Origin of the sequence: Kitasatospora sp. NPDC087271 (assembly GCF_044744605.1) — a bacterium.
Classification (GTDB): Bacteria; Actinomycetota; Actinomycetes; order Streptomycetales; family Streptomycetaceae; genus Kitasatospora.
Genome location: NZ_JBIUYQ010000007.1, coordinates 137,597 through 162,109 on the forward strand (window position 1 = coordinate 137,597; position 24,513 = coordinate 162,109).

The 24,513-nt window shown below is 74.5% G+C and carries 18 protein-coding genes, 7 tRNA genes and 1 pseudogene; 15 read left to right on the forward strand and 11 right to left on the reverse strand.

Annotated elements, in window-relative coordinates:
- Positions 1-15: 15 nt before the first annotated feature.
- The 5 genes from ACIO9K_RS14495 (at position 16) to cobA (ending at position 8,959) form a co-directional block, all read left to right on the forward strand.
- Positions 16-840: a MetQ/NlpA family ABC transporter substrate-binding protein gene (locus ACIO9K_RS14495; protein ID WP_400329796.1), complete on the forward strand. Its 825-nt coding sequence runs from the start codon at positions 16-18 to the stop codon at positions 838-840.
- Positions 841-1,038: 198 nt separating this feature from the next.
- Positions 1,039-1,680 carry a GNAT family N-acetyltransferase gene (locus tag ACIO9K_RS14500; RefSeq protein ID WP_363583782.1) on the forward strand — a complete coding sequence of 214 codons (642 nt, stop codon included), beginning with the start codon at positions 1,039-1,041 and terminating at the stop codon, positions 1,678-1,680.
- Positions 1,681-1,933: 253 nt separating this feature from the next.
- The gene (gene cbiE, locus ACIO9K_RS14505) at positions 1,934-3,199 is read left to right on the forward strand and encodes a precorrin-6y C5,15-methyltransferase (decarboxylating) subunit CbiE (protein WP_363618206.1); all 1,266 of its coding nucleotides are present in this window, start codon (positions 1,934-1,936) and stop codon (positions 3,197-3,199) included.
- 536 nt (positions 3,200-3,735) lie between these two features.
- On the forward strand, positions 3,736-7,572 hold the full coding sequence (gene cobT / locus ACIO9K_RS14510; RefSeq protein WP_400329800.1) for a nicotinate-nucleotide--dimethylbenzimidazole phosphoribosyltransferase: 3,837 nt from the start codon (positions 3,736-3,738) through the stop codon (positions 7,570-7,572).
- Between the two features lie 109 nt (positions 7,573-7,681).
- Positions 7,682-8,959 carry a uroporphyrinogen-III C-methyltransferase gene (cobA, locus tag ACIO9K_RS14515; RefSeq protein WP_400329803.1) on the forward strand — a complete coding sequence of 426 codons (1,278 nt, stop codon included), beginning with the start codon at positions 7,682-7,684 and terminating at the stop codon, positions 8,957-8,959.
- An 84-nt stretch (positions 8,960-9,043) separates the two neighbouring features.
- Here cobA and ACIO9K_RS14520 read toward each other — a convergent pair whose 3' ends face one another.
- The gene (locus ACIO9K_RS14520) at positions 9,044-11,785 is read right to left on the reverse strand and encodes a SpoIIE family protein phosphatase (RefSeq protein WP_400329805.1); all 2,742 of its coding nucleotides are present in this window, start codon (positions 11,783-11,785) and stop codon (positions 9,044-9,046) included.
- A gap of 100 nt (positions 11,786-11,885) precedes the next feature.
- Here ACIO9K_RS14520 and ACIO9K_RS14525 point away from each other — a divergent pair, with 100 nt between their 5' ends.
- A complete protein-coding gene (locus tag ACIO9K_RS14525; RefSeq protein WP_400329808.1) occupies positions 11,886-12,698 on the forward strand; it encodes a TrmH family RNA methyltransferase in 813 nt (270 codons plus the stop codon).
- A gap of 783 nt (positions 12,699-13,481) precedes the next feature.
- Here the strand turns inward: ACIO9K_RS14525 and ACIO9K_RS14530 are convergent.
- A pseudogene (locus tag ACIO9K_RS14530) lies at positions 13,482-14,783 on the reverse strand (serine/threonine-protein kinase); the annotation flags it as partial.
- Positions 14,784-15,191: 408 nt separating this feature from the next.
- Here ACIO9K_RS14530 and ACIO9K_RS14535 point away from each other — a divergent pair.
- Entirely contained in the window at positions 15,192-15,389 is a 198-nt protein-coding gene (locus ACIO9K_RS14535; RefSeq protein ID WP_363589710.1) for a hypothetical protein, read from the forward strand.
- 297 nt (positions 15,390-15,686) lie between these two features.
- Here ACIO9K_RS14535 and ACIO9K_RS14540 read toward each other — a convergent pair.
- From ACIO9K_RS14540 to ACIO9K_RS14560, 5 genes are all read right to left on the reverse strand, one after another.
- A tRNA-Val gene (locus tag ACIO9K_RS14540) sits at positions 15,687-15,758 on the reverse strand.
- 41 nt (positions 15,759-15,799) lie between these two features.
- Positions 15,800-15,871 (reverse strand) — tRNA-Val (locus ACIO9K_RS14545).
- A 41-nt stretch (positions 15,872-15,912) separates the two neighbouring features.
- Positions 15,913-15,984 (reverse strand) — tRNA-Val (locus ACIO9K_RS14550).
- A 38-nt stretch (positions 15,985-16,022) separates the two neighbouring features.
- Positions 16,023-16,093, reverse strand: a tRNA-Cys gene (locus tag ACIO9K_RS14555).
- A gap of 40 nt (positions 16,094-16,133) precedes the next feature.
- Positions 16,134-16,206 (reverse strand) — tRNA-Gly (locus ACIO9K_RS14560).
- Positions 16,207-16,527: 321 nt separating this feature from the next.
- Here ACIO9K_RS14560 and ACIO9K_RS14565 point away from each other — a divergent pair.
- Genes ACIO9K_RS14565 through ACIO9K_RS14575 form a run of 3 tightly spaced genes read left to right on the forward strand, consistent with a single transcriptional unit; the run spans position 16,528 to position 19,356 of the window.
- Entirely contained in the window at positions 16,528-17,589 is a 1,062-nt protein-coding gene (locus ACIO9K_RS14565; RefSeq protein WP_363618218.1) for a chorismate-binding protein, read from the forward strand.
- A 38-nt stretch (positions 17,590-17,627) separates the two neighbouring features.
- On the forward strand, positions 17,628-18,458 hold the full coding sequence (locus ACIO9K_RS14570) for an aminotransferase class IV (protein WP_363618220.1): 831 nt from the start codon (positions 17,628-17,630) through the stop codon (positions 18,456-18,458).
- A gap of 55 nt (positions 18,459-18,513) precedes the next feature.
- Positions 18,514-19,356 (forward strand): GNAT family N-acetyltransferase, encoded by an 843-nt coding sequence (locus tag ACIO9K_RS14575; protein WP_400329813.1) that lies wholly within the window; start codon positions 18,514-18,516, stop codon positions 19,354-19,356.
- A gap of 12 nt (positions 19,357-19,368) precedes the next feature.
- On the opposite strand, the gene ACIO9K_RS14580 is transcribed toward ACIO9K_RS14575, so the two are convergent.
- On the reverse strand, positions 19,369-19,869 hold the full coding sequence (locus tag ACIO9K_RS14580; protein ID WP_363583038.1) for a DsbA family protein: 501 nt from the start codon (positions 19,867-19,869) through the stop codon (positions 19,369-19,371).
- 110 nt (positions 19,870-19,979) lie between these two features.
- On the opposite strand from ACIO9K_RS14580, the gene ACIO9K_RS14585 reads away from it, so the two are divergent.
- The gene (locus ACIO9K_RS14585) at positions 19,980-20,444 is read left to right on the forward strand and encodes a hypothetical protein (protein WP_363618224.1); all 465 of its coding nucleotides are present in this window, start codon (positions 19,980-19,982) and stop codon (positions 20,442-20,444) included.
- Between the two features lie 43 nt (positions 20,445-20,487).
- On the opposite strand, the gene ACIO9K_RS14590 is transcribed toward ACIO9K_RS14585, so the two are convergent.
- Both ACIO9K_RS14590 and ACIO9K_RS14595 read right to left on the reverse strand, forming a co-directional pair.
- The gene (locus ACIO9K_RS14590) at positions 20,488-21,057 is read right to left on the reverse strand and encodes a CGNR zinc finger domain-containing protein (protein WP_063346822.1); all 570 of its coding nucleotides are present in this window, start codon (positions 21,055-21,057) and stop codon (positions 20,488-20,490) included.
- A 403-nt stretch (positions 21,058-21,460) separates the two neighbouring features.
- Positions 21,461-21,874, reverse strand: a complete 414-nt coding sequence (locus ACIO9K_RS14595) for an SsgA family sporulation/cell division regulator (RefSeq protein WP_030056266.1) — start codon at positions 21,872-21,874, stop codon at positions 21,461-21,463.
- Positions 21,875-22,069: 195 nt separating this feature from the next.
- Here ACIO9K_RS14595 and ACIO9K_RS14600 point away from each other — a divergent pair, with 195 nt between their 5' ends.
- From ACIO9K_RS14600 to ACIO9K_RS14610, 3 genes are all read left to right on the forward strand, one after another.
- Positions 22,070-22,507, forward strand: a complete 438-nt coding sequence (locus tag ACIO9K_RS14600) for a TIGR02611 family protein (RefSeq protein WP_363618226.1) — start codon at positions 22,070-22,072, stop codon at positions 22,505-22,507.
- Positions 22,508-22,584: 77 nt separating this feature from the next.
- A tRNA-Val gene (locus tag ACIO9K_RS14605) sits at positions 22,585-22,656 on the forward strand.
- A 210-nt stretch (positions 22,657-22,866) separates the two neighbouring features.
- Positions 22,867-22,938, forward strand: a tRNA-Val gene (locus ACIO9K_RS14610).
- A 77-nt stretch (positions 22,939-23,015) separates the two neighbouring features.
- Here the strand turns inward: ACIO9K_RS14610 and ACIO9K_RS14615 are convergent.
- Positions 23,016-23,783 (reverse strand): 3'-5' exonuclease, encoded by a 768-nt coding sequence (locus ACIO9K_RS14615; protein ID WP_363618228.1) that lies wholly within the window; start codon positions 23,781-23,783, stop codon positions 23,016-23,018.
- A gap of 151 nt (positions 23,784-23,934) precedes the next feature.
- Between ACIO9K_RS14615 and ACIO9K_RS14620 the strand changes: the two genes are divergently transcribed.
- Positions 23,935-24,489: a DUF4365 domain-containing protein gene (locus ACIO9K_RS14620; RefSeq protein ID WP_363583046.1), complete on the forward strand. Its 555-nt coding sequence runs from the start codon at positions 23,935-23,937 to the stop codon at positions 24,487-24,489.
- The last annotated feature ends 24 nt before the right edge of the window (positions 24,490-24,513 follow it).

Below are 24,513 nucleotides of genomic sequence, written 5' to 3' on the forward strand. Positions count from 1 at the left end.
AGAAAGGCACTTTTCGTGCGCAACGCCCTGAAGTTCACCAGCATCCTCGCCACCGCCGGCATCGCCCTCTCGCTGGCCGCGTGCGGCAGCTCCGGGTCCTCCTCCTCGGACCCGAACGCGCCGCTCAAGGTCATCGCCAGCCCCACCCCGCACGGGCAGATCCTCAAGTTCGTCAAGGACAACCTCGCGGCCAAGGCGGGCCTCAAGCTCGACATCAAGGAGGTCACCGACTACGTGACCCCCAACACGGCGGTGCAGGACGGTTCGGCCGACGCCAACTACTTCCAGCACGTCCCGTACCTGGAGGACTTCAACAAGAAGCACGGCACCGACATCGTCTCGGTCGAGCCCGTGCACCTGGAGCCGCTCGGCGTCTACTCCAAGAAGGTCAAGTCGATCGCCGACCTGCCGGACGGCGCCACCGTCGGCCTGCCCAACGACGCCACCAACGAGGGCCGCGCGCTCAAGCTGCTCGCCGACAACAAGCTCATCACGCTGAAGGACGGCGTCACCACCGCCGCCACCCCGGCCGACGTGACGGGCAACCCGAAGAACCTCAAGTGGAAGGAGCTGGAGGCCGCCCAGCTGCCCCGCTCCATCGCCGACCTCGACGCCGGCGTCATCAACGGCAACTACGCGCTCGACTCCGGCCTGAAGCCCGCCACCGACGCGTTGGTGCTGGAGAAGGCCGAGGGCAACCCGTACGCCAACATCCTCGCCGTGAAGAAGGGCAAGGAGAGCGACCCGCGCGTGAAGAAGCTGGCCGAGCTGCTGCACTCCGACGAGGTCAAGAAGTACATCGACGACACCTTCCAGGGATCGGTCATCCCGGCCTTCTGAGCCGCGGTCCGATCCACGCCCTGACCCCGACCGGGCCCCCGCCGCACCTCGGCGGGGGCCCGGTCGGGCAGGATGCACCCGGGGCGCCCTGGTCGGCGGCGTTCTGACGTACCGTCGTGCGGGCGGCGCACCGCGTGACACCCGGGGCACGGCGGGGGCGTACGGTGTTGTGTTCACGACCCGGCGAGGAGAGACGGCATGGCAGCGAGCTTCCCCGAGACCGCCATCAGCACCGAACGGCTTCTGCTGCGGCCCCTTGCGGAGGACGACGCGCCCGGCCTGGCCACGATGATGGCGGACGAACTCGTCCTGGCCTGGACCGATCTGCCGCACCCCTTCACCGAGGCGTACGCGACCGAACTCGCCCGCACCCTCGCCCCCGCCCACCGGGCCGCCGGCCGCGGCATCGTCTTCGCCGTCACCGAGCACCTCACCCAGCGCCTGGTCGGCCTGGTCGAACTGCGCAACACCGACTGGCGCCTGCGCAGCACCGAGATCTCCTACGTCACCGCCTCCTGGGCCCGCGGCGAGGGCTACGCGCCCGAGGCCGTCCTCGGCGTCAGCCAGTGGCTGTTCGAGGACCGCGACTTCCTGCGCCTGGAGCTGCGCACCGCCGCCGGGAACACCGCCGCCCAGCAGGTCGCCCAGAAGATCGGCGGCATCAGCGAGGGCGTGCTGCGCAGCGCCTGGATAGTCCGGGGTGAGTCCAGTGAGGCCGTCGTGGAGAGCCGCAGCGACCTCATCCTGTGGAGCCTGCTCCCGGAGGACCTGGACGCGCCCGAGCCCGAGCCGCAGCGGACCGGCTGGCACGGCGACCACCGCTACGTGCTGCGCGACTGAGCCGCCCCGCTCGCGCGTGCCGCCCGTGCCGCCTGAGCTGCCTGAGCCGTTCGTGCCGCTGATCCGCCACCGGCTCGTCACGGACATGTGTACGAGATGTCGGCGCCGAGGGGATCACACCCGGTAGCCTCTGCTCCGGCGCCGCACACCGGCGCGGTTTGTCGGCGCACCGAGTCGCACACCGGGTGACACCACAGGGACACCCCGGGTCGCAGGCCGGTCCGCGCACCGAGTCGAGGGAGAACGGCCGCAGATGGCTGACCGGATCACGGTCATCGGGTGGGACGGCACGCCGCTGACCGAGGCCGCCGGCGCGGCCCTCGCCGCAGCGACCCTGGTGGCCGGCGCCCCCTACCAACTGAACGCCCTCCCGGTGCCGGACGCCGCCGAGCGGATCACCCTCGGCAACGTCCGGCAGGCCGCCCGGCGGATCGCCGAGCACCGCGGCGCCGCCGTCGTGGTCGCCGAGGGCGACCCGGGCTTCTTCGGCGTCGTGCGCGCGCTGCGCCGCCCCGAGTACGGCCTCGAACTGGAGGTCCTGCCCGCGGTCTCCTCGGTCGCCGCCGCTTTCGCCCGGGCCGGCATGCCCTGGGAGGACGCCCAGGTGGTCAGCGCCCACGGCGGACGGCTGCGCCGCGCGGCCAACATCTGCCGGGCCCACCCCAAGGTCGCGGTGCTGACCGCGCCCGGCGCCGGTCCGAGCGAACTGGCCCTCATGCTGCGCGGGGTGCACCGGACCTTCGTGGTCTGCGAGGCCCTCGGCACCCCGGACGAGGACGTCACCGTCCTCACCTCCGACCGGATCGCCGACCACGTGTGGCGCGACCCCAACGTGGTGCTGGTGATCGGCGGCCACGGCGGTCCCCAGGCCGGCGGGGTCGACACGGCGGCCGGCTGGCTGGCCGGGCGCCCGGTCGGCTTCCCCGGCGCGGACCGCGGCTGGGCGCTCCCCGGTGACGCCTACGCGGGCGCCGGGCGCGCGGGGGACGAGCCCGGCGCATCGGAGGTACTCCCCGCGCACGTGCGCGCCCTGGTGCTGGCCCGTCTGGGTGCTCGTCCGGGGGACCTGGTCTGGTCGGTCGGTGCGGGCAGCGGCGCCCTCGCGGTGGAGGCGGCCCGCTTCGGCGCCGCCGTGGTCGCGGTCGAGGCGTCCCGCTCGGCCTGCGCCCGGCTGGCGGTGAACGCGCGCCGGTACGGCGTCGAGGTGGAGACCGTGCACGGGCAGGGCCCCGAGGTGCTGGGCGGCCTGCCCGAGCCGGACGTGGCGGTGGTGGAGTCCGTCGGCCTCGACGTGGTGCGCGCGGTGCTGGCCCGCCGTCCGGAGCGGTTCGTCGCGGTGCCCCGGACCCTCGCCGAGGGGGAGCAGATCCACCGGGCGATCGCCGAGGCCGGCTACCGGGCGGACGGTGCGCTGCTGCAGTCCACTCCGCTGTCGGTCGCCGGTGGCGCCGGTGGCGGGCTGGCTCTGGGGGCGGGCGGTACCGGCGTGCTGCTGCTCTGGGGTGAGCAGATCGCGTGAAGGACTGGGGTGCGTCCTGTGGATTCGGTCCGATCCGCCGGGCGCGTTCCGCTCCCGCGCTGTGCTGCTGAGGGGTCGTGGTGGGGCCGGGCGGTGATCCAGGTCGCATCCGGACACCGATTCGAGAGGTGACCGTGCTGGGCCGGTAGTGTGGCGTCCTGGGAGGCTGCGGCGGTCGGCGACCCACCCGATTCAGTCGGTTTGTCGCCTTTTTGACGTGGTGCAACCCGGTTTTGCTCGGAGTGTGGGCAATTCGACGGGCCGCGTGCCGGACCTGGAGAATGCCGTAGGGTCCGGTGCGGTCGTGCCGGTTGCTCCGGGTTGTCGTTGTTTCAGATGGTGCGCCGCCCGGTGTGGGCGGCGCGCAGGCCGGGGTGCCGCAGTGCGCCGGAAGGACTTGGGCCGCAGCGCCTCGGCGCGGCGGCCGCGTGTGGTTGAGGGACGGGCCGGTGCAGGCCCGGCCCGTGCGGATGGGCGCTGCGGTCGGTGATCGTGTCGCCAAGGGCGCGGCAGCGGCCTGGAAGGAGCGTTTGACAATGACCGATGGCGGCCACGTCCCGGGCGAGGGAATGCCGGAGCACCTGAACGCCGGGCCGGACCAGCTCGGCGGACCGGAGGGCGTCGCGGGCGTTGCACCCCTGCAGGGCGTCGCGACGGACGGCGGCATGATCCCGAACCCGACGGCGCCGGGCCACGGCCTGGCCGGTGGTGCGGTGCCCCACGGCGCGGGAGTCATCCCGCCGCAGGGCCAGCCGCTCGGCGCGTCCGGCTTCGCCGTACCGGCCCCCGGCCTGTCGGCTCCCGGTGCACCGGCTCCCGGCGCGCCCGGTGAGGGCTGGGGCGTCGACCCGGGCGCCCCGCGTCCGGCCTTCCACTTCCTCGACCAGGACGACGAGGACGACGTCCTGCTGATGCCCGGTCCGCAGGGCTCCTGGGGCGAGCCGCTGGCGCCCCTCCCGACCGAGCAGACGCCGCTCGCCCCGCAGCAGGACGGCACGCCGGTCGAGCCTTCGTGGCCGCCGCTGGAGCCGCCGGTGCTCGGCGCCGAGCAGGCGCAGCAGGCGTTCCACGCCGCCCCGGCGCACCCGCAGGCCACGGAGGCGATGACGGCTTCTCAGCCGCCGCGCCGCCCGCTGCACGCCGGTCCGCCGATCCCGGACCCGTCGCTGATGACCGGCCAGGTCCCGGTGCGCTCGCTCGCCGACCGCGGCCCGTCGCAGGGCGGCACTCCCGCGCACGGCATCCCGGTGGTCGGCAGGCCTCCGATGGCCGAGGCCGTCGCCCCGGCGCCGGCCGCCGCGCCGCAGGCCGTTCCGGCAGCGCCCGCGCCCTCGGCGGCGCCGGCGGTTCCCGTGACGGAGGCCCAGGAGTTCCAGCAGGTGCCGCTGGCCTCGCACCCGGTCGAGGCCCAGCTGGCCGTCGAGACGGTCGGGGCGATCGAGGTGATCGAGGTCGTCGAGCTGCCGGAGGCCGTCGTCGCCGAGGCCGCGGCGGACGCGGCGCAGGCCGCCGTGGCCGAGGCGGTCCCGGCGGAGTCCGGCACGCCGGCCGTCGACCCGGTCGGCACGCCGGTCGCCGGGGCCGTGGTGACGGCGCCCGCCGAGGCACCGGTCGAGGCCGCCGCTGAGGCGCCGGTCGAGCCCGTCGCCGAGGTTGCCGTCGAGGCCGCCGTGCAGGCCGCGCCCGCGGAGCAGGCCGAGGCCCCCGCCCCGGCCGGCCCGCCGCGGCGCATCTCCGCGTTCCTCGCCGCCCCCACCCCGCACGGTCTGCCTCCGGTCGCGGCGGCCGCGCAGGCCCCGGTGGCCGAGGAGGCCGCCCCGCAGCAGCCCGCTCCCATAGCGGCCGAGGAGCCGGCCCAGGCCGCCCCGCCCGTCGAGGCCGTGGTCGCGGTCGCGGTTGAGACCGGTGAGCCCGCCGAGGCCGTGGCGCCCGCGCCGGAGGCGGTCGTCGAGCCCGTCGTCGAAACGGTCGTCGAGGCGGTCGCCGAGACCGCCGCCGGCACGGGCGAGATGCCCTCCGGCCAGGCCGTCGTCGAGCCCGTCGAGGCTGCCGCCGAGGTCGCTGCCGAGCCCGTTGTCGAGCCCACCGAGGAGGCCGCGCCGGTCGTGGACCAGGCCGTCGAGGCCCCGGTCGAGCCCGTCGTCGAGCCTGAGACCGAGGCCGCCGCAGCGGAGACCGTGCCGCAGCAGGTCGCGGACGCCACCCCGGTCACCGAGGCTGCCGAGCCCGTTGCCGCACCCGCCGAGCCGGTCGCCGAGACCGCCGCCGAGCCGGTCGCAGAAGCTGCCCCGGCCACCCCGGAGGACCAGGCCCAGCCCGTCACCGAGCCGGCCGTAGAGTCCGCCGAGCAGGCCCCCGCCGCCGAGTCGGCCGCCGTCGAGCCCGTGGCTGCCGAGGCCGTCGCCGAGGAGGCCGCCGCACCGGAGGCCCCTGCCGACCAGGCCGCTGACGCGTCCGTGGCAGCCGAGGCCCCCGCCGCCGAGCAGCAGCCGGCCGAGCAGGCCGCCGAGCCTCAGCCGGAGGCATCGACGGAGGCGCCGACGGAGGACCTGGCGGAGCAGCCCGCCGAGGAAGCGCAGGCCGAGGAGCCGCAGGCCGAAGAGCCGGCCGAGCCCCGAGGCCCGGCCGCGCCCGGCTTCGACCAGGCCGAACGCGAGGCCGTCCACCAGGTGATCCGCGAGCGCCGCGACATCCGCAACGGCTTCCGCCCGGACCCGATCCCGCACGAGGTGCTGATCCGCGTCCTGGAGGCCGCCCACACCGCCCCCAGCGTCGGCTACTCCCAGCCCTGGGACTTCGTGGTGATCCGCTCGGCCAAGACCCGCCGGCGGATGCACGCCCTGGCCGAGCGCCAGCGCGAGGTGTACGCGGACTCGCTGCCCAAGGGCCGGGCCAAGCAGTTCAAGGAAATCAAGACCGAGGCCATCCTCGAAACGCCGGTCAACATCGTGGTGACCGCCGACCGCACCCGTGGCGGCCGGCACACGCTGGGCCGCCACACCCAGCCCCAGATGGCCCCGTACTCGGCCGCCCTGGCGGTCGAGAACCTCTGGCTGGCCGCCCGCGCCGAGGGCCTGGGCGTCGGCTGGGTGAGCTTCTTCGACGACGAGGAGCTGGTCCGCGAGCTCGGCCTGCCCGAGCACCTGGAGGTCGTCGCCTACCTGTGCGTCGGCTTCGTCGACTCCTTCCCGGACGAGCCCGAGCTGGAGCAGCAGGGCTGGGCCAAGAAGCGCCCGCTGTCCTGGGTGGTCCACGAGGAGCAGTACGGCAACCGCGCGCTGCCCGGCGAGGAGCCGCAGAGCCTGCTCGCCGAGACCCTGCGCGGCATCCGCCCGCTGGACGCCAAGGCGCTCGGCGAGGCCTGGGACCGGCAGAAGCGGATGACGAAGCCGGCCGGCTCGCTCGGCATGCTGGAGATCATCTCCGCCCAGCTGTGCGGCCTGTCCCGCAAGTGCCCGCCGCCGATCCCGGAGCCCGCCTGCGTGGCGATCTTCGCGGGTGACCACGGCGTGCACGCGCAGGGCGTCAGCCCGTGGCCGCAGGAGGTGACCGCCCAGATGGTCGGCAACTTCCTGGCCGGGGGAGCGGTGATCAACTCCTTCGCCAAGCAGATCGGCACCGAGGTCTGCGTGGTCGACGTCGGCGTCGCCGCCGAACTGCCGGAGGCCATCCAGCAGGGCCGCACCACCGGCCTGCTGCCGCGCAAGGTCAAGCCCGGCACCGCCGACATGACCCAGGGTCCGGCGATGACCCGCGAGGAGGCCCTCAAGGCCATCGAGGTCGGCATCGAGACCGCCCGCGACCTCGTCGCGGCCGGCAACAAGGCACTGGTCACCGGCGACATGGGGATCGCCAACACCACCGCCTCGGCCGCCCTGATCTCGGTGTTCACCGGCCTCGACCCGGCCGAGGTCACCGGTCGCGGCACCGGCATCGACGACGAGACGCACGCCCGCAAGATCGAGGTCATCCGGGCCGCGCTGGCCCTGCACCGGCCCGACCCGGCCGACCCGATCGGCGTCCTCGCCGCCGTCGGCGGCCTGGAGCACGCGGCCCTGGCCGGCTTCCTGCTGGGCGCGGCCTCGTTGCGCACCCCGGTGGTCCTGGACGGCGTCATCGCGGGTTCGGCCGCGCTGGCGGCCAAGGCGATCGCCCCCGAGGTGCTGGCGGCCTGCATCGCCGGCCACCGCTCCGCCGAGCCCGGCCACCAGGCCGCGCTGGCGAAGCTGGGCCTGCGTCCGCTGATCGACCTGGACCTGCGGCTCGGCGAGGGCACCGGTGCCCTGCTGGCCCTGCCGCTGGTGCAGAGCGCGGCCCGGGCGATGCACGATGTAGCCACCTTCGACTCCGCCGGGGTCACCGAGAAGGGCTGACGTTCTCCGTCACCACTCCGCGGACCGGCCCGAGGGCGCGCCGGTCCGCGGAGCGGCGTCACGCCGCACCCGCACCCCGGACCCTCACCCCCGATCAGGAGCACCGCCGATGACCGCGCCCACCCCGCACCCCAGCACCGAAGGCCGTACCCCGTACCCGGTCGGCCTGCTGCTCGCAGGCCGTCGCGTGGTCGTGGTCGGCGGCGGCCAGGTCGCGCAGCGCCGGCTCCCCGCGCTGATCGCCACCGGTGCGGAGCTGCACCTGATATCGCCGGCCACCACCCCGGCCGTGCAGGCGATGGCCGACGCGGGCGAGCTCACCTGGCACGCCCGCCCGTACCGGGACGGCGACCTGGCCGGCGCCTGGTACGCCCTGGTCGCCACCGACGACCCGGCGGTCAACGGTGCCGTCAGCGCCGAGGCCGAGCGCGAGCGGGTGTTCTGCGCCCGCAGCGACGACGCCTCCGCCGCCACCGCCTGGACCCCGGCCAGCGGCCGCGACGCGGGTGCCACCGTCGCGGTCCTCACCGGTGACCCGCGCCACTCCGCCGCTCTGCGCGACGCCATCGTGGACGGCCTGCGGGACGGCTCGCTGGCCGTCCGCCAGTTCCGCGCGCACGGCGTCGGCGGCGCCTCGGGGCAGCCGGGCCGGGGGAGCGTCGCCCTGGTCGGCGGCGGCCCGGGCGACCCGGACCTGATCACCGTGCGCGGCCGCCGCCTGCTGGCCGACGCCGACGTGGTGGTCGCGGACCGTCTCGCCCCGCGCGAGCTGCTCGCCGAACTGCCCGAGCACGTCGAGGTGATCGACGCGTCCAAGATCCCCTACGGCCGGTTCATGGCCCAGGAGGCGATCAACCGGACGCTGATCGAGCACGCCAGGGCCGGCAAGTTCGTGGTCCGGCTCAAGGGCGGCGACCCGTACGTCTTCGGGCGCGGCGGCGAGGAGCTGCTCGCCTGCGCCGAGGCCGGACTGCCGGTCACCGTCGTCCCGGGCATCTCCAGCTCGATCAGCGTCCCGGCGGCGGTCGGCGTCCCGGTCACCCACCGGGGCATGACGCACGAGTTCACCGTGATCTCCGGTCACGTCGGCCCGGACGACGAGCGCTCGCTCACCAACTGGGAGGCCGCCGCGAAGATGCGCGGCACCCTGGTGCTGCTGATGGCCGTGGACAAGATCGGCGCGATCGCCGCGAAGCTCGTCGAGCACGGCCGCCCGGGCGACACCCCGGTCGCGATCGTCCAGGAGGGCACCACCGCCGCCCAGCGCCGGGTGGACGCCACCCTGGCCACCGTCGCCGCGACCGTCGAGGCCGAGCGGATCAAGCCGCCGGCCGTGATCGTGGTCGGCGACGTCGTCAACGTCCTGGCGGCCGCCTTCCCGCGCTGAGCGCCCGGAGTGGGAAGTCGGGCCCGTCGACTTCCCACTCCGATTCCCATCCGACTTCCCCCGTCGGCCGGCCGCTCCGGGCGGCTACTCCAGCGGCTGCTCCGTCCAGATCACCTTCCCCGTCGCCGTGTAGCGCGTCCCCCAGCGGTCCGCGAACTGCGCGACCAGGAACAGCCCGCGCCCGCCCTCGTCGGTGGTCGCCGCGTACCGCAGGTGCGGCGAGGTGCTGCTGCCGTCCGACACCTCGCAGATCAGCGCCCGGTCCCGCAGCAGCCGCACCCGGATCGGCCCGGTGCCGTAACGGATGGCGTTGGTCACCAGCTCGCTCAGGATCAGCTCGGTGACGAACGCCGCCTCGTCCAGCCCCCAGGCCGCCAGCCGCTCCGCCACCTCGGCCCGGACGGCGCCCACCGCCGCCGGTTCGGGCGGCACCTCCCACTCCGCGACCTGGTCCGGCGCCAGCACCCTGGTCCGCGCCACCAGCAGCGCGATGTCGTCCAGCGGACGCTCCGGCAGCATCGCCCCGAGCACGTCCGCACAGGTCTGCTCCGGCGTGCGCGGCGGCCCGGTCAGCGCCGCCCGCAGCAGTTCCAGCCCCTCACCGATGTCGCGCTCGCGGTCCTCCACCAGCCCGTCGGTGTACAGCACCAGACGGCTGCCCTCCGCGAGGTCCAGCTCGACGTTCTCGAACGGCAGCACCGCCAGCCCCAGCGGCGGCCCGGTCGCCAGCTCCGGGAACACCACCCGCCCGTCCGGGCCCACCACGGCGGGCGGCGGATGCCCGGCGCTGGCCAGCGTGCACCGCCGCGCCACCGGGTCGTAGATCGCGTACAGGCAGGTCGCCCCGGTCAGGGCCGCGCCCTCGCCGCTCCCGGCCTCGTCCTGGTCGATCCGGTTCACCAGGTCGTCCAGGTGCCCCAGCAGCTCGTCCGGCGGCAGGTCCAGCGTCGAGAAGTTGTGGATCGCCGTCCGCAGCCGGCCCATCGTCGCCGCCGCGTGCAGGCCGTGCCCCACCACGTCCCCGACGACCAGGGCCACCCGCGCGCCCGGCAGCGGGATCACGTCGAACCAGTCGCCGCCCACCCCGGCCTGGGCCGGCAGGTAGCGGTGCGCGACGTCCAGCGCGCTCTGCGGCGGCAGGTTGCGCGGCAGCAGGCTGTGCTGGAGCGTCACCGCCATCGCGTGCTCCCGGGTGTAGCGGCGCGCGTTGTCGATGCACACCGCCGCGTGCGCCACCAGTTCCTCGGCCAGCGTCAGGTCGTCCGCCTCGAACGGCTCCGAGCGGTCCGCCCGCCAGAACCGGGCCACTCCCAGCAGCACTCCGCGCGCCCGCAGCGGCACCCGCACCATCGAGTGCACCCCGTACGCCAGCACCCGGGCCGACCGCTCCGGATCCTGCTCCCGCCACCCCGGGGCCTGGGCCAGCCGGGGCTCCAGCCCCGACTCCCCGCTGTGCAGCGCCCCGGCCAGCGGGGTGGCCGGCACCACGTCCAGCACCGTGTCCACCGGGTAGAACGGAGCGTCGTCCCGGATCCCGGCGAGCGCGACGCGGCGCATCCGCCCCAGCGAGGTGCCCGGCGGCGGCTCCTCGCCCGTCAGTACCTGGTCCGCCAGGTCCACCGTGACGAAGTCCGCGAACCGGGGCACCGCGACCTGCGCCAGCTCCTCCGCCGTCCGCGTCACGTCCAGCGAGCTGCCCACCGTCACCCCTGCGTCGTACAGCAGCCGCAGCCGCCGCTGCGCGCCCTCGGCCCGGCCGGACAGCGCCAGCAGTTCGGTGGAGTCACGCAGCGTGGCGACGCAGCCCGGCGGGCCGCCCACCTGGTCGGTCAGCCGGACGTTCACCGCCAGCAGCCGTTCCCCGGCCAGCACCACCTCGTCGGTCACCGGAGTGTTGGCGGTCAGCAGTTCCTCGGGCGCGGGCTCCAGGCCCAGCTCGGTCACCGGCCGGCCCTCGGCGTCCGGCGGCAGGTCCAGCAGCCGCCGCGCCTCGTCGTTGCAGAGCAGCAGCCGGCCGTCCGCGCCGACGATCATGACGCCCTCGCGCACGGCGTGCAGCACGGCCGCGTGGTGCTCGTACATCCGGGTCATCTCGGCCGGGCCCAGCCCGTGGGTCTGGCGCCGCAGCCGCCGGCTGATCAGCGCCGTGCCGAGGGTGGCCAGCCCGACCGCGCCCGCGGCGGCGCCCAGCACCACCGGCAGCTGCCGCTCGCTCGCGCTGCTGACGCTCCGCACCGTGACGCCCGCCGAGACCAGCCCGGCCACCGAGCCGTCCGGCGCGTACACCGGGACCACCGCCTGGACCAGTGGGCCGAGCGAGTCGGTGACGCGCTCGGTCACCACCTGCCCGTGCACCGCGGGCAGGTAGGTGCCGACGAACTTCTGGCCGATCAGGGCCGGGTCGGGGTGGGTGTAGCGGATGCCGTCGTCGCTCAGCACGACGATGAAGCCGACGCCCGACGACATCCGCGCCGCCTCCGCCTTGGGCTGCAGGACCGCGGACGGGTCGGAGGAGCGCAGCGCGTCGACGATGCCCGGCGAGTTGGCGAAGGTCTGCGCGACCGCCACCGACCGGTTGCGGGCCTCGTGGTCGGCGTCGGTGCGCGACTGCACCACCAGCGCCACCGCGGCCGCCGCCACCAGCAGCAGGACGACGAGGACCTGCAGCGCGAACACCTGCCCGGCCACCGACCGGTTTCGCACGGGCCACGGCCGCTTGGCGCGTGGCAGCTGTAGCCGACCGTTTGGGCGCCCACCGGAGGAGCCGGCGGAACCAGTAGCACCAGAGGCCGACGGAGCCCAGGATCGGCCCGGAAAACGGGCCATACGGCCATGTTTGCACCATGGCTGGCACAGGGCCAAGGCCAGCCCGCCCCGCGGCTTGGGCCGTTTGGCCTTCCCCGCCCCGCCTTGGCAAGATCGCAGGGTGTCCGAACCCAGCGCCATCACCGACCCCGCCGACCCCCGCCTCGGCGACTACACCGGCCTCACCGACGTCGAACTGCGCCGCCGGCGCGAACCCGCCGAAGGCCTGTTCATCGCCGAGGGGGAGAAGGTCATCCGCCGCGCCCTCGCCGCCGGCTACCGGATGCGGTCGATGCTGCTGACCTCCAAGTGGCTGGAGGTGATGGCCGACGTCATCGCCGAGGCGGACGCCCCCGTCCACGTCGTCGAGCCGGGGCTCGCCGAAGCCGTCACCGGCTACCACGTCCACCGCGGCGCGCTCGCCTCGATGGAACGCAAGCCGCTGCCGCAGGCCGTGGACCTGCTCGCCGGGGCCCGCCGGGTCGCCGTCCTGGAAGGCCTGGTCGACCACACCAACCTCGGCGCGATCTTCCGCAGCGCCGCGGCCCTCGGCATGGACGCCGTCCTGCTCTCGCCCGACTGCGCGGACCCGCTCTACCGGCGCGCCGTGAAGGTCTCCATGGGCGCCGTCTTCGCGGTGCCCTACGCCCGGCTCGACCCCTGGCCGGCCGCCCTGGAGACCGTTCGCACCGCCGGATTCACCCTCCTGGCCCTCACCCCCGCCGACGCCGCCGTCGACCTCGCCGGCCTCGCCCCGCACCGCCTCCCCAAGGCGGCCCTCATGCTCGGGGCCGAAGGCGACGGCCTCACCGGCCCCGCCCTCGCCGCCGCCGACCACGCCGTCCGCATCCCGATGGCCCACGGCATCGACTCCCTCAACGTCGGCGCCGCCGCCGCCGTCTCCTTCTACGCCGTCACCGCCCCCACCGCCTGACGGGGACGTCGGCCCGCCCGACCTCCCCTCTCGCGCCGGAGGAGCCCACCCGCCCCCGCCTCCCCGGGGGCGGGAGCCTTCATCACACAGGAAGCGGGAAGCGGGAAGTCGGCCTGGCCGACTTTCCGCGCCGCGGCCTTCCCGTGCTCAGCCCGCCGCGGCGGTGGGCGGAGCCGGAGCGGCGGCCGGGGGCTGGGTGGCGGGGCCGGAGGCGCCGGGCCAGGACTCGTCCAGGGTGCCGTCGGCACGGACGGTGTAGCGGGTCGAGGTGGTCGCGCCGGTCGCGGCGACCCGCTCCTCGCGGACGACCGTCCCGCCGTCGAGCCGCCAGGTGGCCGTCGCCTGCGGGTCGGCCGCCGAGGTGCGGGAGGTGGCGGCGACCGGGGTGTCCCCGGTGAAGGAGAAGAGCTGGACGAGGTCGACCGGCACCGAGCCCTCGGCCCGCCGCAGGACGACGACCGCTGCCGGGGCGCCCTTGTACCGGGCGGGCAGCACGGAGCTGAGCACGACCTGCGGGCCGGCCCCGACCGACCGGCCGTCCCGGAGCGCGATGCCGGGCCCGCCGGCCCCGTCGGGGTAGCTGCGGTTGGGCCAGTCCACCACCGGCCCCGGTCCGTACGGGGGCGCCAACGGGCTGTCGCCCGAGCCGCCGTGTGCGGCCGCAGCCGCGGCGGACGGGGTGGCCGGAGGCTGGGCGGCGGGGGGCTGGGCCGCGGCGGCGCCGTCCGCCGAGGTCCCCGTCACGGCCTGCGCGCCGCCCGGGGCGGGCGCACTGGCGGTGTACCCGCCGGAGGGCCGCAGGCCCTGCTTGCCGCGGTTCTCGCACCCCTGGGCGGCCGCGATGGCCAGCGCGACGCCGAGCGTCACGGTGACGAAGACCACGAGCCGCTGCCGCAGCAGCCGCTGCCGCGCGTTGCCGGGCCGCCCGCCGGGGGCGGGGGTGTGCTGGCGGTCCCGGGGGTGCCCGCGGTCGCGGGTGCCGGGCCGGCCGGGGGGCGGGGTGTGCGGTCGCTCCCGCAGCGGGCGGGTCACCGGTGTGGCCTCGGGCCGGGGGAGCGGGGCGGTGGCCGCCTGCGAGCGCCGGGCCGCGGCCGCCGCGGCGGCCCGGGACCGGGCCGGGGCGGCGGGTTCGGGGGAGCGTCCGGGCGCGGGCACACCGTGCCGGGCGCCGTCGGGGGCGGGCTGGGCCGCCGGGCCCGCCGGGGCGGGTGCCGCCGCCCGCCCGTGGCCGGGCCGCGCGGCCCGGGTGGCGGTTCCGGCTGCCGCCCCGCGCGCCGCGAGTTCGCTGAGGCGCTCGTGCAGCGCGGCCGCGCCGGGCCGTTCGGCGGGTTCCTTGGCGAGACAGGCGCGGATGAGCGGTGCCAGCGGCGTGGGTACGGCGGACAGGTCGGGTTCCTCGTGGACGACCCGGTAGAGCATGACTTCGGAGGACGCCCCGGATCCGAACGGGGTGTCACCGGTGAGCGCGTAGGCGAGGGTGGCCCCGAACGCGAACACGTCGGTGGCTGGGGTGACGGCGGCGCCGCGGACCTGTTCGGGTGCGAGGAAGCCGGGGGAGCCGACGGCGGTGCCGACGTGGGTGAGGGTGCTGGCGCCGCGCGACCAGGCGATGCCGAAGTCGATGATGCGCGGGCCCCGCGGCGAGAGCAGGATGTTGGAGGGCTTGAGGTCGCGGTGGACGACCCCGGCCTCGTGCACCTTGACCAGCCCGTCGGCGAGTGCGGCGCCGATCCGGGCGGCCTCGGGCCAGCTCAGCGGCCCTTCGTCGCCGACCTGCTTGTAGAGGGAGGGCCCGGGCACGTACGCGGTGGCGAGCCAGGGGCGGTCGGCCTCGATGTCGGAGCCGACGACGCGGGCGGTGCAGCCGCCCCGGATGCGGGAGGCGGCGGCGATCTCGCGGGCGAAGCGGGTGCGGAACTCCTGGTCCTCGGCGAGTTCGGCGCGGATCAGCTTGAGGGCGACGCGCTGTCCGCGGCGGTCGGAGCCGAGGTAGACCACGCCCATGCCGCCGGCGCCCAGTCGCCGGTGCAGGCGGTACGGCCCGACGATGCGGGGGTCCTCACGCCTCAGCCGCATCATCGCCATGTTTCGTTCCCCGTCAGCCTGTGGGTGAGGCCCCGTCGGTTGGGGCATCGTCAGTTCCTGTCTGGCACAGCTTACGGACTGCCCCCTGCGGTGTGCTGATACGCAACACCTCAAGCAGCCGTGTGATTGTCGGATCGTGCGCTGACCCGCAGGTCATAGGGGTGCCGAAGCGTTTCTCGGGGTTGCCCCTCAGGGTTCCCCCGGGGGTGCGGCCGAGGCTCCCTCCCCCTGCGGTAGTACGCCTGAAGTCTGAGCGTCATCCTCCGGGATGCCCGAGGAACAGTACGACGGCATGACGCCCGGACGGCCCCCTGAGCAATAGCGTTGTGTTCAGCGGTGGACGGGGAGCTCGTCCCCCGAGGTAAGCCGTTCACCGCGCCAACTCGACCGGACCACAGGAGTAAGGGCATGGCACCGCAGCTCACGGGAGACCCCCGCCGTCGGTCGGCCGTCGTCCAGTCCCGGTCGGCCGAGCAGCCCACCAGGCACCCGGCCGTGGCGCTGGCCATGGCCCTGCCGTGCGCGGTGCTGCTGGTGCTGCTCTTCGGCGGTTGGGATCAGATGGCGAACCAGGCCCAGGCCGTCGCCGATCTGATCGGCCGCTGAGATCACGCCGGCCCCGACGGGGTCGGCCACAGAACGGGCACTGATCCCCTGGGGACGGGGAGCAGTGCCGCCGGGGAGGCCGCGCGGCCGCGATGACACGCGGACGGGCGTGAGTGGCGCGCAGAGCGCCCCGGCAGGCGGAGACGCCGCGTACGGACGTCGGTGAGGGCGACCGTACGCGGCTCTTCTCTTTTCCCGCAGCCGTCTTTCCCGCGGCCGTCGTCCGTCCCGAAGCCGTCGTCAACGCCAAACGGCCGGGGCCGCGATCCTGGCGGATCGCGGCCCCGGCCGTTACTGTGCGCGATACTGGGATTGAACCAGTGACCCCTACCGTGTCAAGGTAGTGCTCTCCCGCTGAGCTAATCGCGCCTGATGTGGCGGTCCTGCAGCAGACCCCGAAGGGCCCGACGTGCGCGATACTGGGATTGAACCAGTGACCCCTACCGTGTCAAGGTAGTGCTCTCCCGCTGAGCTAATCGCGCCTGATGTGGCGGTCCTGCAGCAGACCCCGAAGGATCCGACGTGCGCGATACTGGGATTGAACCAGTGACCCCTACCGTGTCAAGGTAGTGCTCTCCCGCTGAGCTAATCGCGCGGGGAGGTCTTCCGGTCGGAACCGGTCGAACCTCTCGGAGGTGGAGACGGGATTTGAACCCGTGTACACGGCTTTGCAGGCCGTTGCCTCGCCTCTCGGCCACTCCACCAGGCAACACACGAAGAACGATCTTACACTGTTCTCCATCGAGCGGACGACGAGATTCGAACTCGCGACCCTCACCTTGGCAAGGTGATGCTCTACCAACTGAGCCACGTCCGCCTGTCTCCCGGGACCTTCACCGCTTTTCTTCGGCTGCGCTCCCTGGCGACGTGTTGAACTCTAGCGGATTCCCGGGCCAGCTAAAAATCCGTTCCCGCAGCGTGCCGATGGGATGCCCGCCGAGCGCCTCCCCGCCGACCCCTCGGCCCGGCCACCGGCCGCCACCTGCGGCGCTTCCGGACGATCATCCGCAGGCCACCCGGCGCACACCCGCGCGATGCCGAGCAGTGCTCACGCCCCCGCGTCACACCCCCGCGCCGGGCCCGCACCCCCGACCTACACTTCAGGCACCGCCGCCCAGCACCACCGCGCAGGAGAACCGTGTCCGGCCCCACCGAACCCAGCACCCCGCTCGCCCGCTTCGGCGGCCGCCTGGCCACCGGGCTGCGCGACGTCACCTCGGACCCGGCCGCCCTGGACTCCACCGGCTACTGGGCCGTCGCCTACGACTTCGAGGGCCGGCTGACCTGCGCCCGCTTCGACGACGTCCGCCCCGCCCCCGCGCCGCCCTCGGGCGCCGGCTGGCGCGGACCGGGGGCCGGCGACTGGCACAGCTCCCTGGACCGCTCCGCCTACACCGCGGGCGTACGACGCATCCGTGAACACATAGCCGCCGGCGAGGTCTACCAGGCGAACCTCTGCCGCGTGCTGTCCGCACCGCTGCCCGACCCGGCCCGCAGCGACGTCGACGCCCTCACCGGCCTCCTCGCCCACGGCAACCCCGCCCCCTACGCCGGCACCATCCGCCTGCCCGGGCACGGCGTCGAGATCGCCACCGCCTCGCCCGAGCTGTACCTGCGCCGCGCCGGCCGCACCGTCTCCTCCGGCCCGATCAAGGGCACCGGCCGCACCGAGGACGACCTCCTCGACAAGGACCACGCCGAGAACGTGATGATCGTGGACCTGGTCCGCAACGACCTCGGGCAGGTCTGCGCGACCGGCAGCGTCACCGTCCCCGACCTGTGCGCCGTCGAGAAGCACCCCGGCCTGGTCCACCTGGTGTCCACCGTCGAGGGCACCCTGCGCGAGGGCGCCGGCTGGCCCGAGCTGCTCGCCGCCACCTTCCCGCCCGGCTCCGTCACCGGCGCCCCCAAGTCCAGCGCCCTGCGGATCATCGACGCCCTGGAGACGGCCCCGCGCGGCCCGTACTGCGGCGCCGTCGGCTGGGTCGACGCCGACCGCGGCGAGGGCGAACTCGCCGTCGGCATCCGCACCTTCTGGCTTGACCGGACCGACCCCGAGGCGCCCGTGCTGCGCTTCGGCACCGGCGCCGGCATCACCTGGGGCTCCGACCCCGACCGCGAGTGGGCGGAAACCGAACTGAAGGCCGCCCGCCTGGTCGCGATAGCGTCGGGCAGCGACACCGACCCGACGGGCGCATGAACCGCCCCGCCCCCACCTCGTCCTAGGAGCAGCCCTCGATGCAGAACCCGACCACGAGCTGGGTCAACGGGGCGCTCGTCGACTCCGCCGACGCCGCCGTCTCGGTCCTCGACCACGGACTCACCACCGGCGACGGGGTGTTCGAGACCATGAAGGCCACCGACGGCCGGGCCTTCGCGGTCACCCGGCACCTCGACCGGCTCACCCGCTCCGCCCGCGGCCTCGGCCTGCCCGACCCGGACCACGACCTGGTCCGCGAGGCCTGCGCCCAGGTCCTCGCCGCCAACCCGGCCCCGCTCGGCCGCCTGCGGGTGACCTACACCGGCGGCACCTCACCGCTCGGCTCCGAGCGCGGCACCGCAGGCCCCACCCTCGTCGTCGCCCTCGGCGCGATCAACCGCCGCCCCGACGAGACCGCCGCCGCCGTCGTCCCGTGGCGCCGCAACGAGCACAGCGCCGTCGCGGGCCTCAAGACCACCTCGTACGCCGAGAACGTCGTCGCCCTGGCCGCCGCCCACCGCGCCGGCGCCTCGGAGGCCCTGCTCGCCAACACCGCCGGCCTGCTCTGCGAGGGCACCGGCTCCAACGTCTTCGTCGTCCTCGGCGGCCGCCTGCTCACCCCCACCCTCGGCTCCGGCTGCCTGGCCGGCATCACCCGTCAGCTGGTCATCGACTGGTGCGGCGCCGAGGAGGCCGACCTGCCGCTCAGCGCCCTCCGGGACGCCGACGAGGTCTTCCTGACCTCCACCACCCGTGACGTCCAGGCCGTGACCCGGGTGGACGACCGCGAGCTGCCCGGCATCGGCGCCGTCACCGCCAAGGCCATGGCCGTCTTCGCCGAACGCAGCGGCGACGACCTCGACCCGTGATCCCCGAAGCGGCAACCAGGGCATAGGGGCCCGGGCGCGGGGAAGGGACCACCACATGACCACGACGCTGCGCCCCGAGGGCCCGGAGACACCCACCGACGCCGGCGGCCGCACCAGGCGCTGGCAGATCTGCGCCAACGGCCGCCAGGTCGGCGCGCTGCGCACCACCGCCATCCCGCACGGCAGTCAACTCTGGGGCGAGATATCGGAGTTGGAGGTCAGAGAAGGCCGCGGTCGGGGCCGCGGCACGTTCGGCGCGCTGGCCGCGGAGGAGGTGCTGCGCAACTGGGACTGCACCAGGGTGGACGCCAACATCCCCGAGACGGCGCGGATCGCCCGGGGGCTCGCCACCACCCTCGGCTACACCGAGCGGATGCGGAACCTGGCCAAGCGGCTGACCACCGCCCCCGCCCTGCCCGCCGGCATCACCGCCGACCGGATCGAGCCCCCGGAGTTCCAGGACTGGCTCGACCGGGCCGCGCGGGGTTACCTCCGCTCGCTCGTGGAGTCCGGACTCAGCGAGGAGCAGGCCCGCGCCAGGTCCCACCTGGACCACCGGCGCCTGCTCCCGCAGGGCGCCGACAGCCCCGGCGTCGCCCTGCGCCGCCTGCGCGCGGACGGTGAAGCCGAGCCGCTCGGCTCGCTCTGGGTGGACTTCCACCGGCGTGACCTGCCGAACGGCGGGCCGCTCGCCTGGGTGATGACCGTCGAGGTGTCCCCGGCCCACCGGGGCCGGGGACACGGCCGCACGCTGATGCTGCTCGCCGAGCGCGAGTGCCTGGCCGCCGGCGTGCGCGACCTCGGCCTCAACGTGTTCGCCGGGAACGAGGTCGCGATCCGCCTCTACGCCTCGCTCGGCTACCGGGTCACCAACCGCATCTACGGAAAGCCGCTGTGACCCGACATGGCGTCAGGAAGCCGCCGCCGCCTCGATGGCGGCCACGATGCGGTCCCGCAGGCCGTCCTGGCTCTGCCCGCCGTCCAGCCGCTGCCCGCCGATCACGTACGTCGGCGTGCCGGTGACCCCGATCGCCCGGCCCTCGGCCTGGTCGGCGTCCACGGTGAGCATGTGCCGGCCGTCGATCAGCGCGGTGTCGACCTCCTCGACGTCCACCCCGACCGCCCGGGCCACCTCCAGCAGCACCTGCTGCCCGCGGGCGTCCAACTCCTCGACCCGGGCCAGCAGCGCCTCCACGAACGGCCAGCCCAGCCCCTGCGCGAACGCCTCCTCGGCGGCCTCCGCGGCCGCGTAGGCGTGCTTGTGCTTCTCCAGCGGGAAGTGGCGGACCTCGACGGGCAGCGCGTCGCCGTACCGCGCGCGCAGCGCCCGTACGTCGTCCAGCGCGGTGCGGCAGTCCGGACACTGGAGGTCGCACCAGAACTCGAGCCGGGGGAGGGAACCATCGATCATTCCCCCAGTGTTTCACTAGTGGGCGCCCGCTCCGGCCGACGGTGCGCCCCTGCGAAGGCCGACAGGGAGGCAGTGATGACCAGGACGACCGGAAGCGAAGGAGTACTGCCGTGCTGACGGCGGCGATCAGCTTCGCGCTCACGGCGGGCGGGGTGGCCGTGGCCGGCCTGCGGGCCTACCGGCGGCGGTTCCTGTCCGCGACCCGCTGGTTCGCGGTGGCCCTGGTGCCCGCCGGGCTCTACCTGACCGGCCTGTTCCCGGTGGCCCGGACGATCGGCAGCGAGTTCGCCGACTGGGCGACGAGGCTGGTGTTCGACCCCCGGGTCTGGACCGGCATCGTGCTGCTCGGCCTCTCCGCGCTCCTGCTGGTGACGACCCGCTGGGTGGGCCGCCGGGGCGCCGTGGACGCCGCCCCGGACCGCCCGGCGGCCGCCGGTGCCGCGCCCGAGCGCCCGGCGGTGGCGGCCACCCCGCCGAAGAAGCCGGCGACGGGCAAGCCCGCGGCGGGCAAGCGGGACGACGGCCTCGGCGACTTCTCCGACATCGAGGAGATCCTCCGCAAGCGCGGCATCTGAGCGGCATCCGAACGCGGCATCCGAACCCCCGCGGGGGTCGGCGTCAGGCGGAGGGCACGGCCTCCGCCGAGCGCTGCCGTGCCCGGTAGGCGGCGACGTGCAGCCGGTTGCCGCAGGTGCGGCTGTCGCAGTAGCGCCGGGAGCGGTTGCGGGAGAGGTCCACGAAGACCCGGGCACAGTCCGGCGCCTCGCACCGGCGCAACCGCTCCCGCTCGCCCGCCATCAGGATGAAGGCCAGCGCCATGCCCAGCTCGGCGGCGAGGTGGTCGCCGAGCGCGGCGTGCGGCGCGAAGTAGTGGATGTGCCAGTCGTGGTGGTCGTGGTTGGTCAGCCGCGGCGTCGTACCGGCGGCCGCGACGATCCGGTTGACCAGTTCGGCGGCCTCGGCGGTGGACTCCGTCCCGAACACCTCCCGCAGCCGGGTGCGCAGCTCGTGCACCTTGCGCAGGTCGTTCTCGGTGAGCGAGTCGATCTCGCTGATCTCCTGGCCGACCACGAAGGCGTCCAGTGCGGCCACGTCCGGCAGCCGCTCGGTGCCGCACACCTCGGGCGCGGTGTTGAGCAGCTCGACGAGGATGCTCAGCGCGCACTCGGTGTCATGGGTGATCAGCACGTTGGGGACTCCTCGCGCAGGGGACTCCGGAACCCCGCGTCCACGGTTACCCCAGACCATACCGGGCCGTGCGGCGGAAGGGCGGCGGGTTCTTTCGAAGGCGTGTACGGATTCCGTCAGAGTGCCGTGAAGCGGACGGCGTCCGGGCGGCCGGTCCCGCGAAGGACCCCCCGAAATGCCGACGGCGCCCGGCAGCGAGGCCGGCCACCCGTATGGATGGCCGGCCTCGCTGCCGGGCGCCTGCGGTGTCGCGGACCCGATCCGGTGGGATCGGGCCGTCCACCGGCCCCGAGGCCGCGTCGCGCGCGGCTGAGTTGCTGCCGTGCCCCCGAGTAGGACGGCAGCGGTGACGGCAGGAGGTACCACCCCGCCGATGGCGGGGCGTGACCGCCTCCGGGCGGGATCAGCTTTCGGCGAGGATGTGGGACAGCTCCCGGTCGAGGTCGAAGTGGCGGTGTTCGGTGCCGGGGGGCACCGCGGCGTCCGTCCGCTTGAGAAATGACTCAAGCGCCCGGGCCGGGGCTTCGAGCAGGGCTTCTCCTTCCGGAGAGCTCAGCGCGATGCAGACCACCCCTTGCCCGTGGCTGCGGGACGGCCAGACCCGGACGTCGCCGGTACCGGTCGGTCGGTGCAGCCCCTCCGCGAGGAGATCTCGGGCGAACACCCACTCCACGGTCTCGTCGGCGCCCGTGTGGAACGTGGCGTGCACGGCGTAGGGGTCGGCGGTGTCGTAGCGCAGGCCCGCGGGGACGGGCAGTGAGGACTCGCTGGACACGATGAGGCGCAGGTGCAGCTCGCAGCTGACCGTGGTGTTCATAAGCGCCATGGCCTTTCGCTCAGTGTGCGCTCGGGGAATCGCACGTCGGCGAACGGACCATCCCACCCCCAAGCCCGATGTAAACCCCTCTGTCCCGATTCGGGCGCGAGTCGTACCCCTTACGGCGCATTGCGGAATCATCCCGGAGTGGCCCGGTCGGGCATTACCGGGCCGCTTCTTGGTTAGTTTCCTGGCATGACTGTGCGAAACGACAAGACGGCCAAGAACACGGGATCGGGTGAACCGGTCACGGCGGATGACGCGGCCGGCTCCCGCGCCCCGGCGTTCGTCCGCCGCTCGCGGCCGCTGCACCTCACCTGGCAGGTGGCGATCTTCCTGGCCGGCCTCGCCGTGGTCGTCCTCGGCGTGATCATGCTGCCGCTGCCCGGCCCCGGCTGGGTGGTGATCTTCCTGGGCATGGGGGTCTGGGCCACCGAGTTCGACTGGGCCCGGCTGGTGCTGCGGTGGAGCCGCCGCAAGGTCGCCGAGGCCGCCCACCGCGCCCTGGACCCGCGGGTGCGCCGCCGCAACCTCACCGTCACCGCCATCGGCCTCGCCGCGGTCGTCGGGATCGGCGGCTGGTACTTCGCCCGCTACGGCCTGGACGTCCCCTGGACGGCGGGCGAGAGCTGAGCGGCCCGGGGCCGGGGCTGCCGTGACCAGGGTGTTCGGACCACCCTCCGGGATGCGGTAATGTTTTCCCTGCACCCGGGCGATTAGCTCAGCGGGAGAGCACTTCGTTCACACCGAAGGGGTCACTGGTTCGATCCCAGTATCGCCCACCGGAATGCATTGTGATACGTGAGGCCCAGCCGATTATCGGCTGGGCCTCACGTGTATTTCCGGAATCCATCCGAAGAACCATCCGGAATGCGGCTGAGGCTCAGTCATCTTCCGCGTGGAGCGCGAGTTCTGCGGATGCGCCAGCAGTACCCGGAAGGGACGAGTTGTACGACGACCGCCAAATGGTGCTACAGTTCTTCTCGTTGCCCGGGCGATTAGCTCAGCGGGAGAGCACTTCGTTCACACCGAAGGGGTCACTGGTTCGATCCCAGTATCGCCCACCGGACAGCACGCAGGCCCTGACCAGGAAACCGGTCAGGGCCTGCGGCGCGTTCGGGGCCGGCGCCCGCCGGCCGCGCTACGCCGCCGCCTCGCAGCCGTGTTCGGGCTCCAGCCGGCGGCCGCAGCCGCACCGGGCCGGCCGCAGCGGCCAGGAGGGGTCCACCCGCTCCGGCGTCCCCGACCGGTCGAACCAGTTCTGCAGCCCCCGCGCCTGCGCCGCGTGCCAGACCGCCTGCCGCAGGTGCAGCTCCGCCGCCGTCAGTTCGCCCAGCGCCGCCGGGTAGCGGGCGCCTATCCGCCGGGTCAGCGCCAGCGCCGCCGTCGCGTCCGCCGCCGCGTCGTGCGCCCCGGCCAGCTCCACGCCGTAGTGTGCGCACAGGTCGGTCAGCGTCCGACGGCCCTTGCGGTAGCGGTCCACGTGCTTGTCCAGCACCCGCGGATCCAGCACCACCAGCCCGGCCGTACCCACCCCGCCGGTCAGCGTCAGCCCGTGATGGCGGCGCAGTTCCCGGTCCAGCAGCGTCAGGTCGTACGGCGCGTTCATCACCACCACCGGGCGCCCGGCCCGCGCCTGGTCCGCCAGCGCGCGGGTGACCTCCGCCACCACCGCGCCGACCGGGCGGCCGTGCGTCCGGGCGTGCTCGTCGGTGATGCCGTGCACCGCCCGGGCGCCGTCCGGGATCGGGACGCCCGGATCGGCGAGCCAGGTGGTGGTCTGCACCGGCCGACCCGGGGCGAGTTGGACGACCAGGGCGGCCGAGACGATCCGATCGGTCTCGACGTCCACGCCGGTGGTCTCGGTGTCGAAGGAGGCGAGTGGGCCGGTGTACCAGTGCTGCTGCATGACTGCCCCTCAGGCGAGCGTTCCGCGCGCCCGGTTGATACCCGGTTCTGACACCCGTTCAACCGTTTGGCGCAAGCCCGACCGGGGATCCTGCCCGTGGGCCCGCCGTTCCGATCCGGACGGGCCCGGAGCAGGGGGAGGCCACGGGGCGATGGCACTGACGCAGCCGCAGCCCGAGGAGGCGGCGGCCGTTCTACGGGGGAACCTGGCGGTCACCGCCTGCATGGAGACGCTGCAGGTCGGCTACCTGCACGCGGTCGCCGCCGCGGCCGGCTGCTCGCTCTCCCAGCCGTTCCCGGACAACGGGATCGACTGGCAGGTCAGCCACGGCTCCCGGGCGCACGAGGTGGACGACGAGGTCACCATCAAGATCCAGCTGAAGGCCACCCAGCAGATCGCGGCCGATCCGACCGGGCCGTTCTTCAGCTTCACCCTCGACAACGACCACCTGCGCAAGCTCGCCCGGGCGAGGGTCGCCGTGCCGCGCATCCTGGTCGTGATGCTGCTGCCGCGGCGGGTCGACCGCTGGCTGCACGCCCGCCCGGACGCGCTGGAACTGCGGCACTGCTGTTACTGGGTCAACCTGGCCGGCCACCCGGTCACCGGACAGCGGCGCACCAACGTGCGGGTCCCCACCGGCAAGGTCTTCGACGACCGCGCGCTCTGCGACATCATGGCCCGGGTCGGCGCGGGTGGCAGCCCGTGACCGCCCGCCCCGGTCCCGGCCCCC

Excerpts from the sequence above, each read along its gene's own strand:
- ACIO9K_RS14595 (WP_030056266.1), bottom strand. The coding sequence starts at position 21,874 with ATGAACACCACGGTCAGCTGCGAGCTGCACCTGCGCCTCATCGTGTCC.
- ACIO9K_RS14575 (WP_400329813.1), top strand. The coding sequence starts at position 18,514 with ATGACCACGACGCTGCGCCCCGAGGGCCCGGAGACACCCACCGACGCC.
- cbiE (WP_363618206.1), top strand. The coding sequence starts at position 1,934 with ATGGCTGACCGGATCACGGTCATCGGGTGGGACGGCACGCCGCTGACC.
- ACIO9K_RS14570 (WP_363618220.1), top strand. The coding sequence starts at position 17,628 with ATGCAGAACCCGACCACGAGCTGGGTCAACGGGGCGCTCGTCGACTCC.
- ACIO9K_RS14620 (WP_363583046.1), top strand. The coding sequence starts at position 23,935 with ATGGCACTGACGCAGCCGCAGCCCGAGGAGGCGGCGGCCGTTCTACGG.
- cobA (WP_400329803.1), top strand. The coding sequence starts at position 7,682 with ATGACCGCGCCCACCCCGCACCCCAGCACCGAAGGCCGTACCCCGTAC.
- ACIO9K_RS14520 (WP_400329805.1), bottom strand. The coding sequence starts at position 11,785 with ATGGCCCGTTTTCCGGGCCGATCCTGGGCTCCGTCGGCCTCTGGTGCT.
- ACIO9K_RS14615 (WP_363618228.1), bottom strand. The coding sequence starts at position 23,783 with ATGCAGCAGCACTGGTACACCGGCCCACTCGCCTCCTTCGACACCGAG.
- ACIO9K_RS14580 (WP_363583038.1), bottom strand. The coding sequence starts at position 19,869 with ATGATCGATGGTTCCCTCCCCCGGCTCGAGTTCTGGTGCGACCTCCAG.
- ACIO9K_RS14500 (WP_363583782.1), top strand. The coding sequence starts at position 1,039 with ATGGCAGCGAGCTTCCCCGAGACCGCCATCAGCACCGAACGGCTTCTG.
- ACIO9K_RS14535 (WP_363589710.1), top strand. The coding sequence starts at position 15,192 with ATGGCACCGCAGCTCACGGGAGACCCCCGCCGTCGGTCGGCCGTCGTC.
- ACIO9K_RS14600 (WP_363618226.1), top strand. The coding sequence starts at position 22,070 with ATGACTGTGCGAAACGACAAGACGGCCAAGAACACGGGATCGGGTGAA.
- cobT (WP_400329800.1), top strand. The coding sequence starts at position 3,736 with ATGACCGATGGCGGCCACGTCCCGGGCGAGGGAATGCCGGAGCACCTG.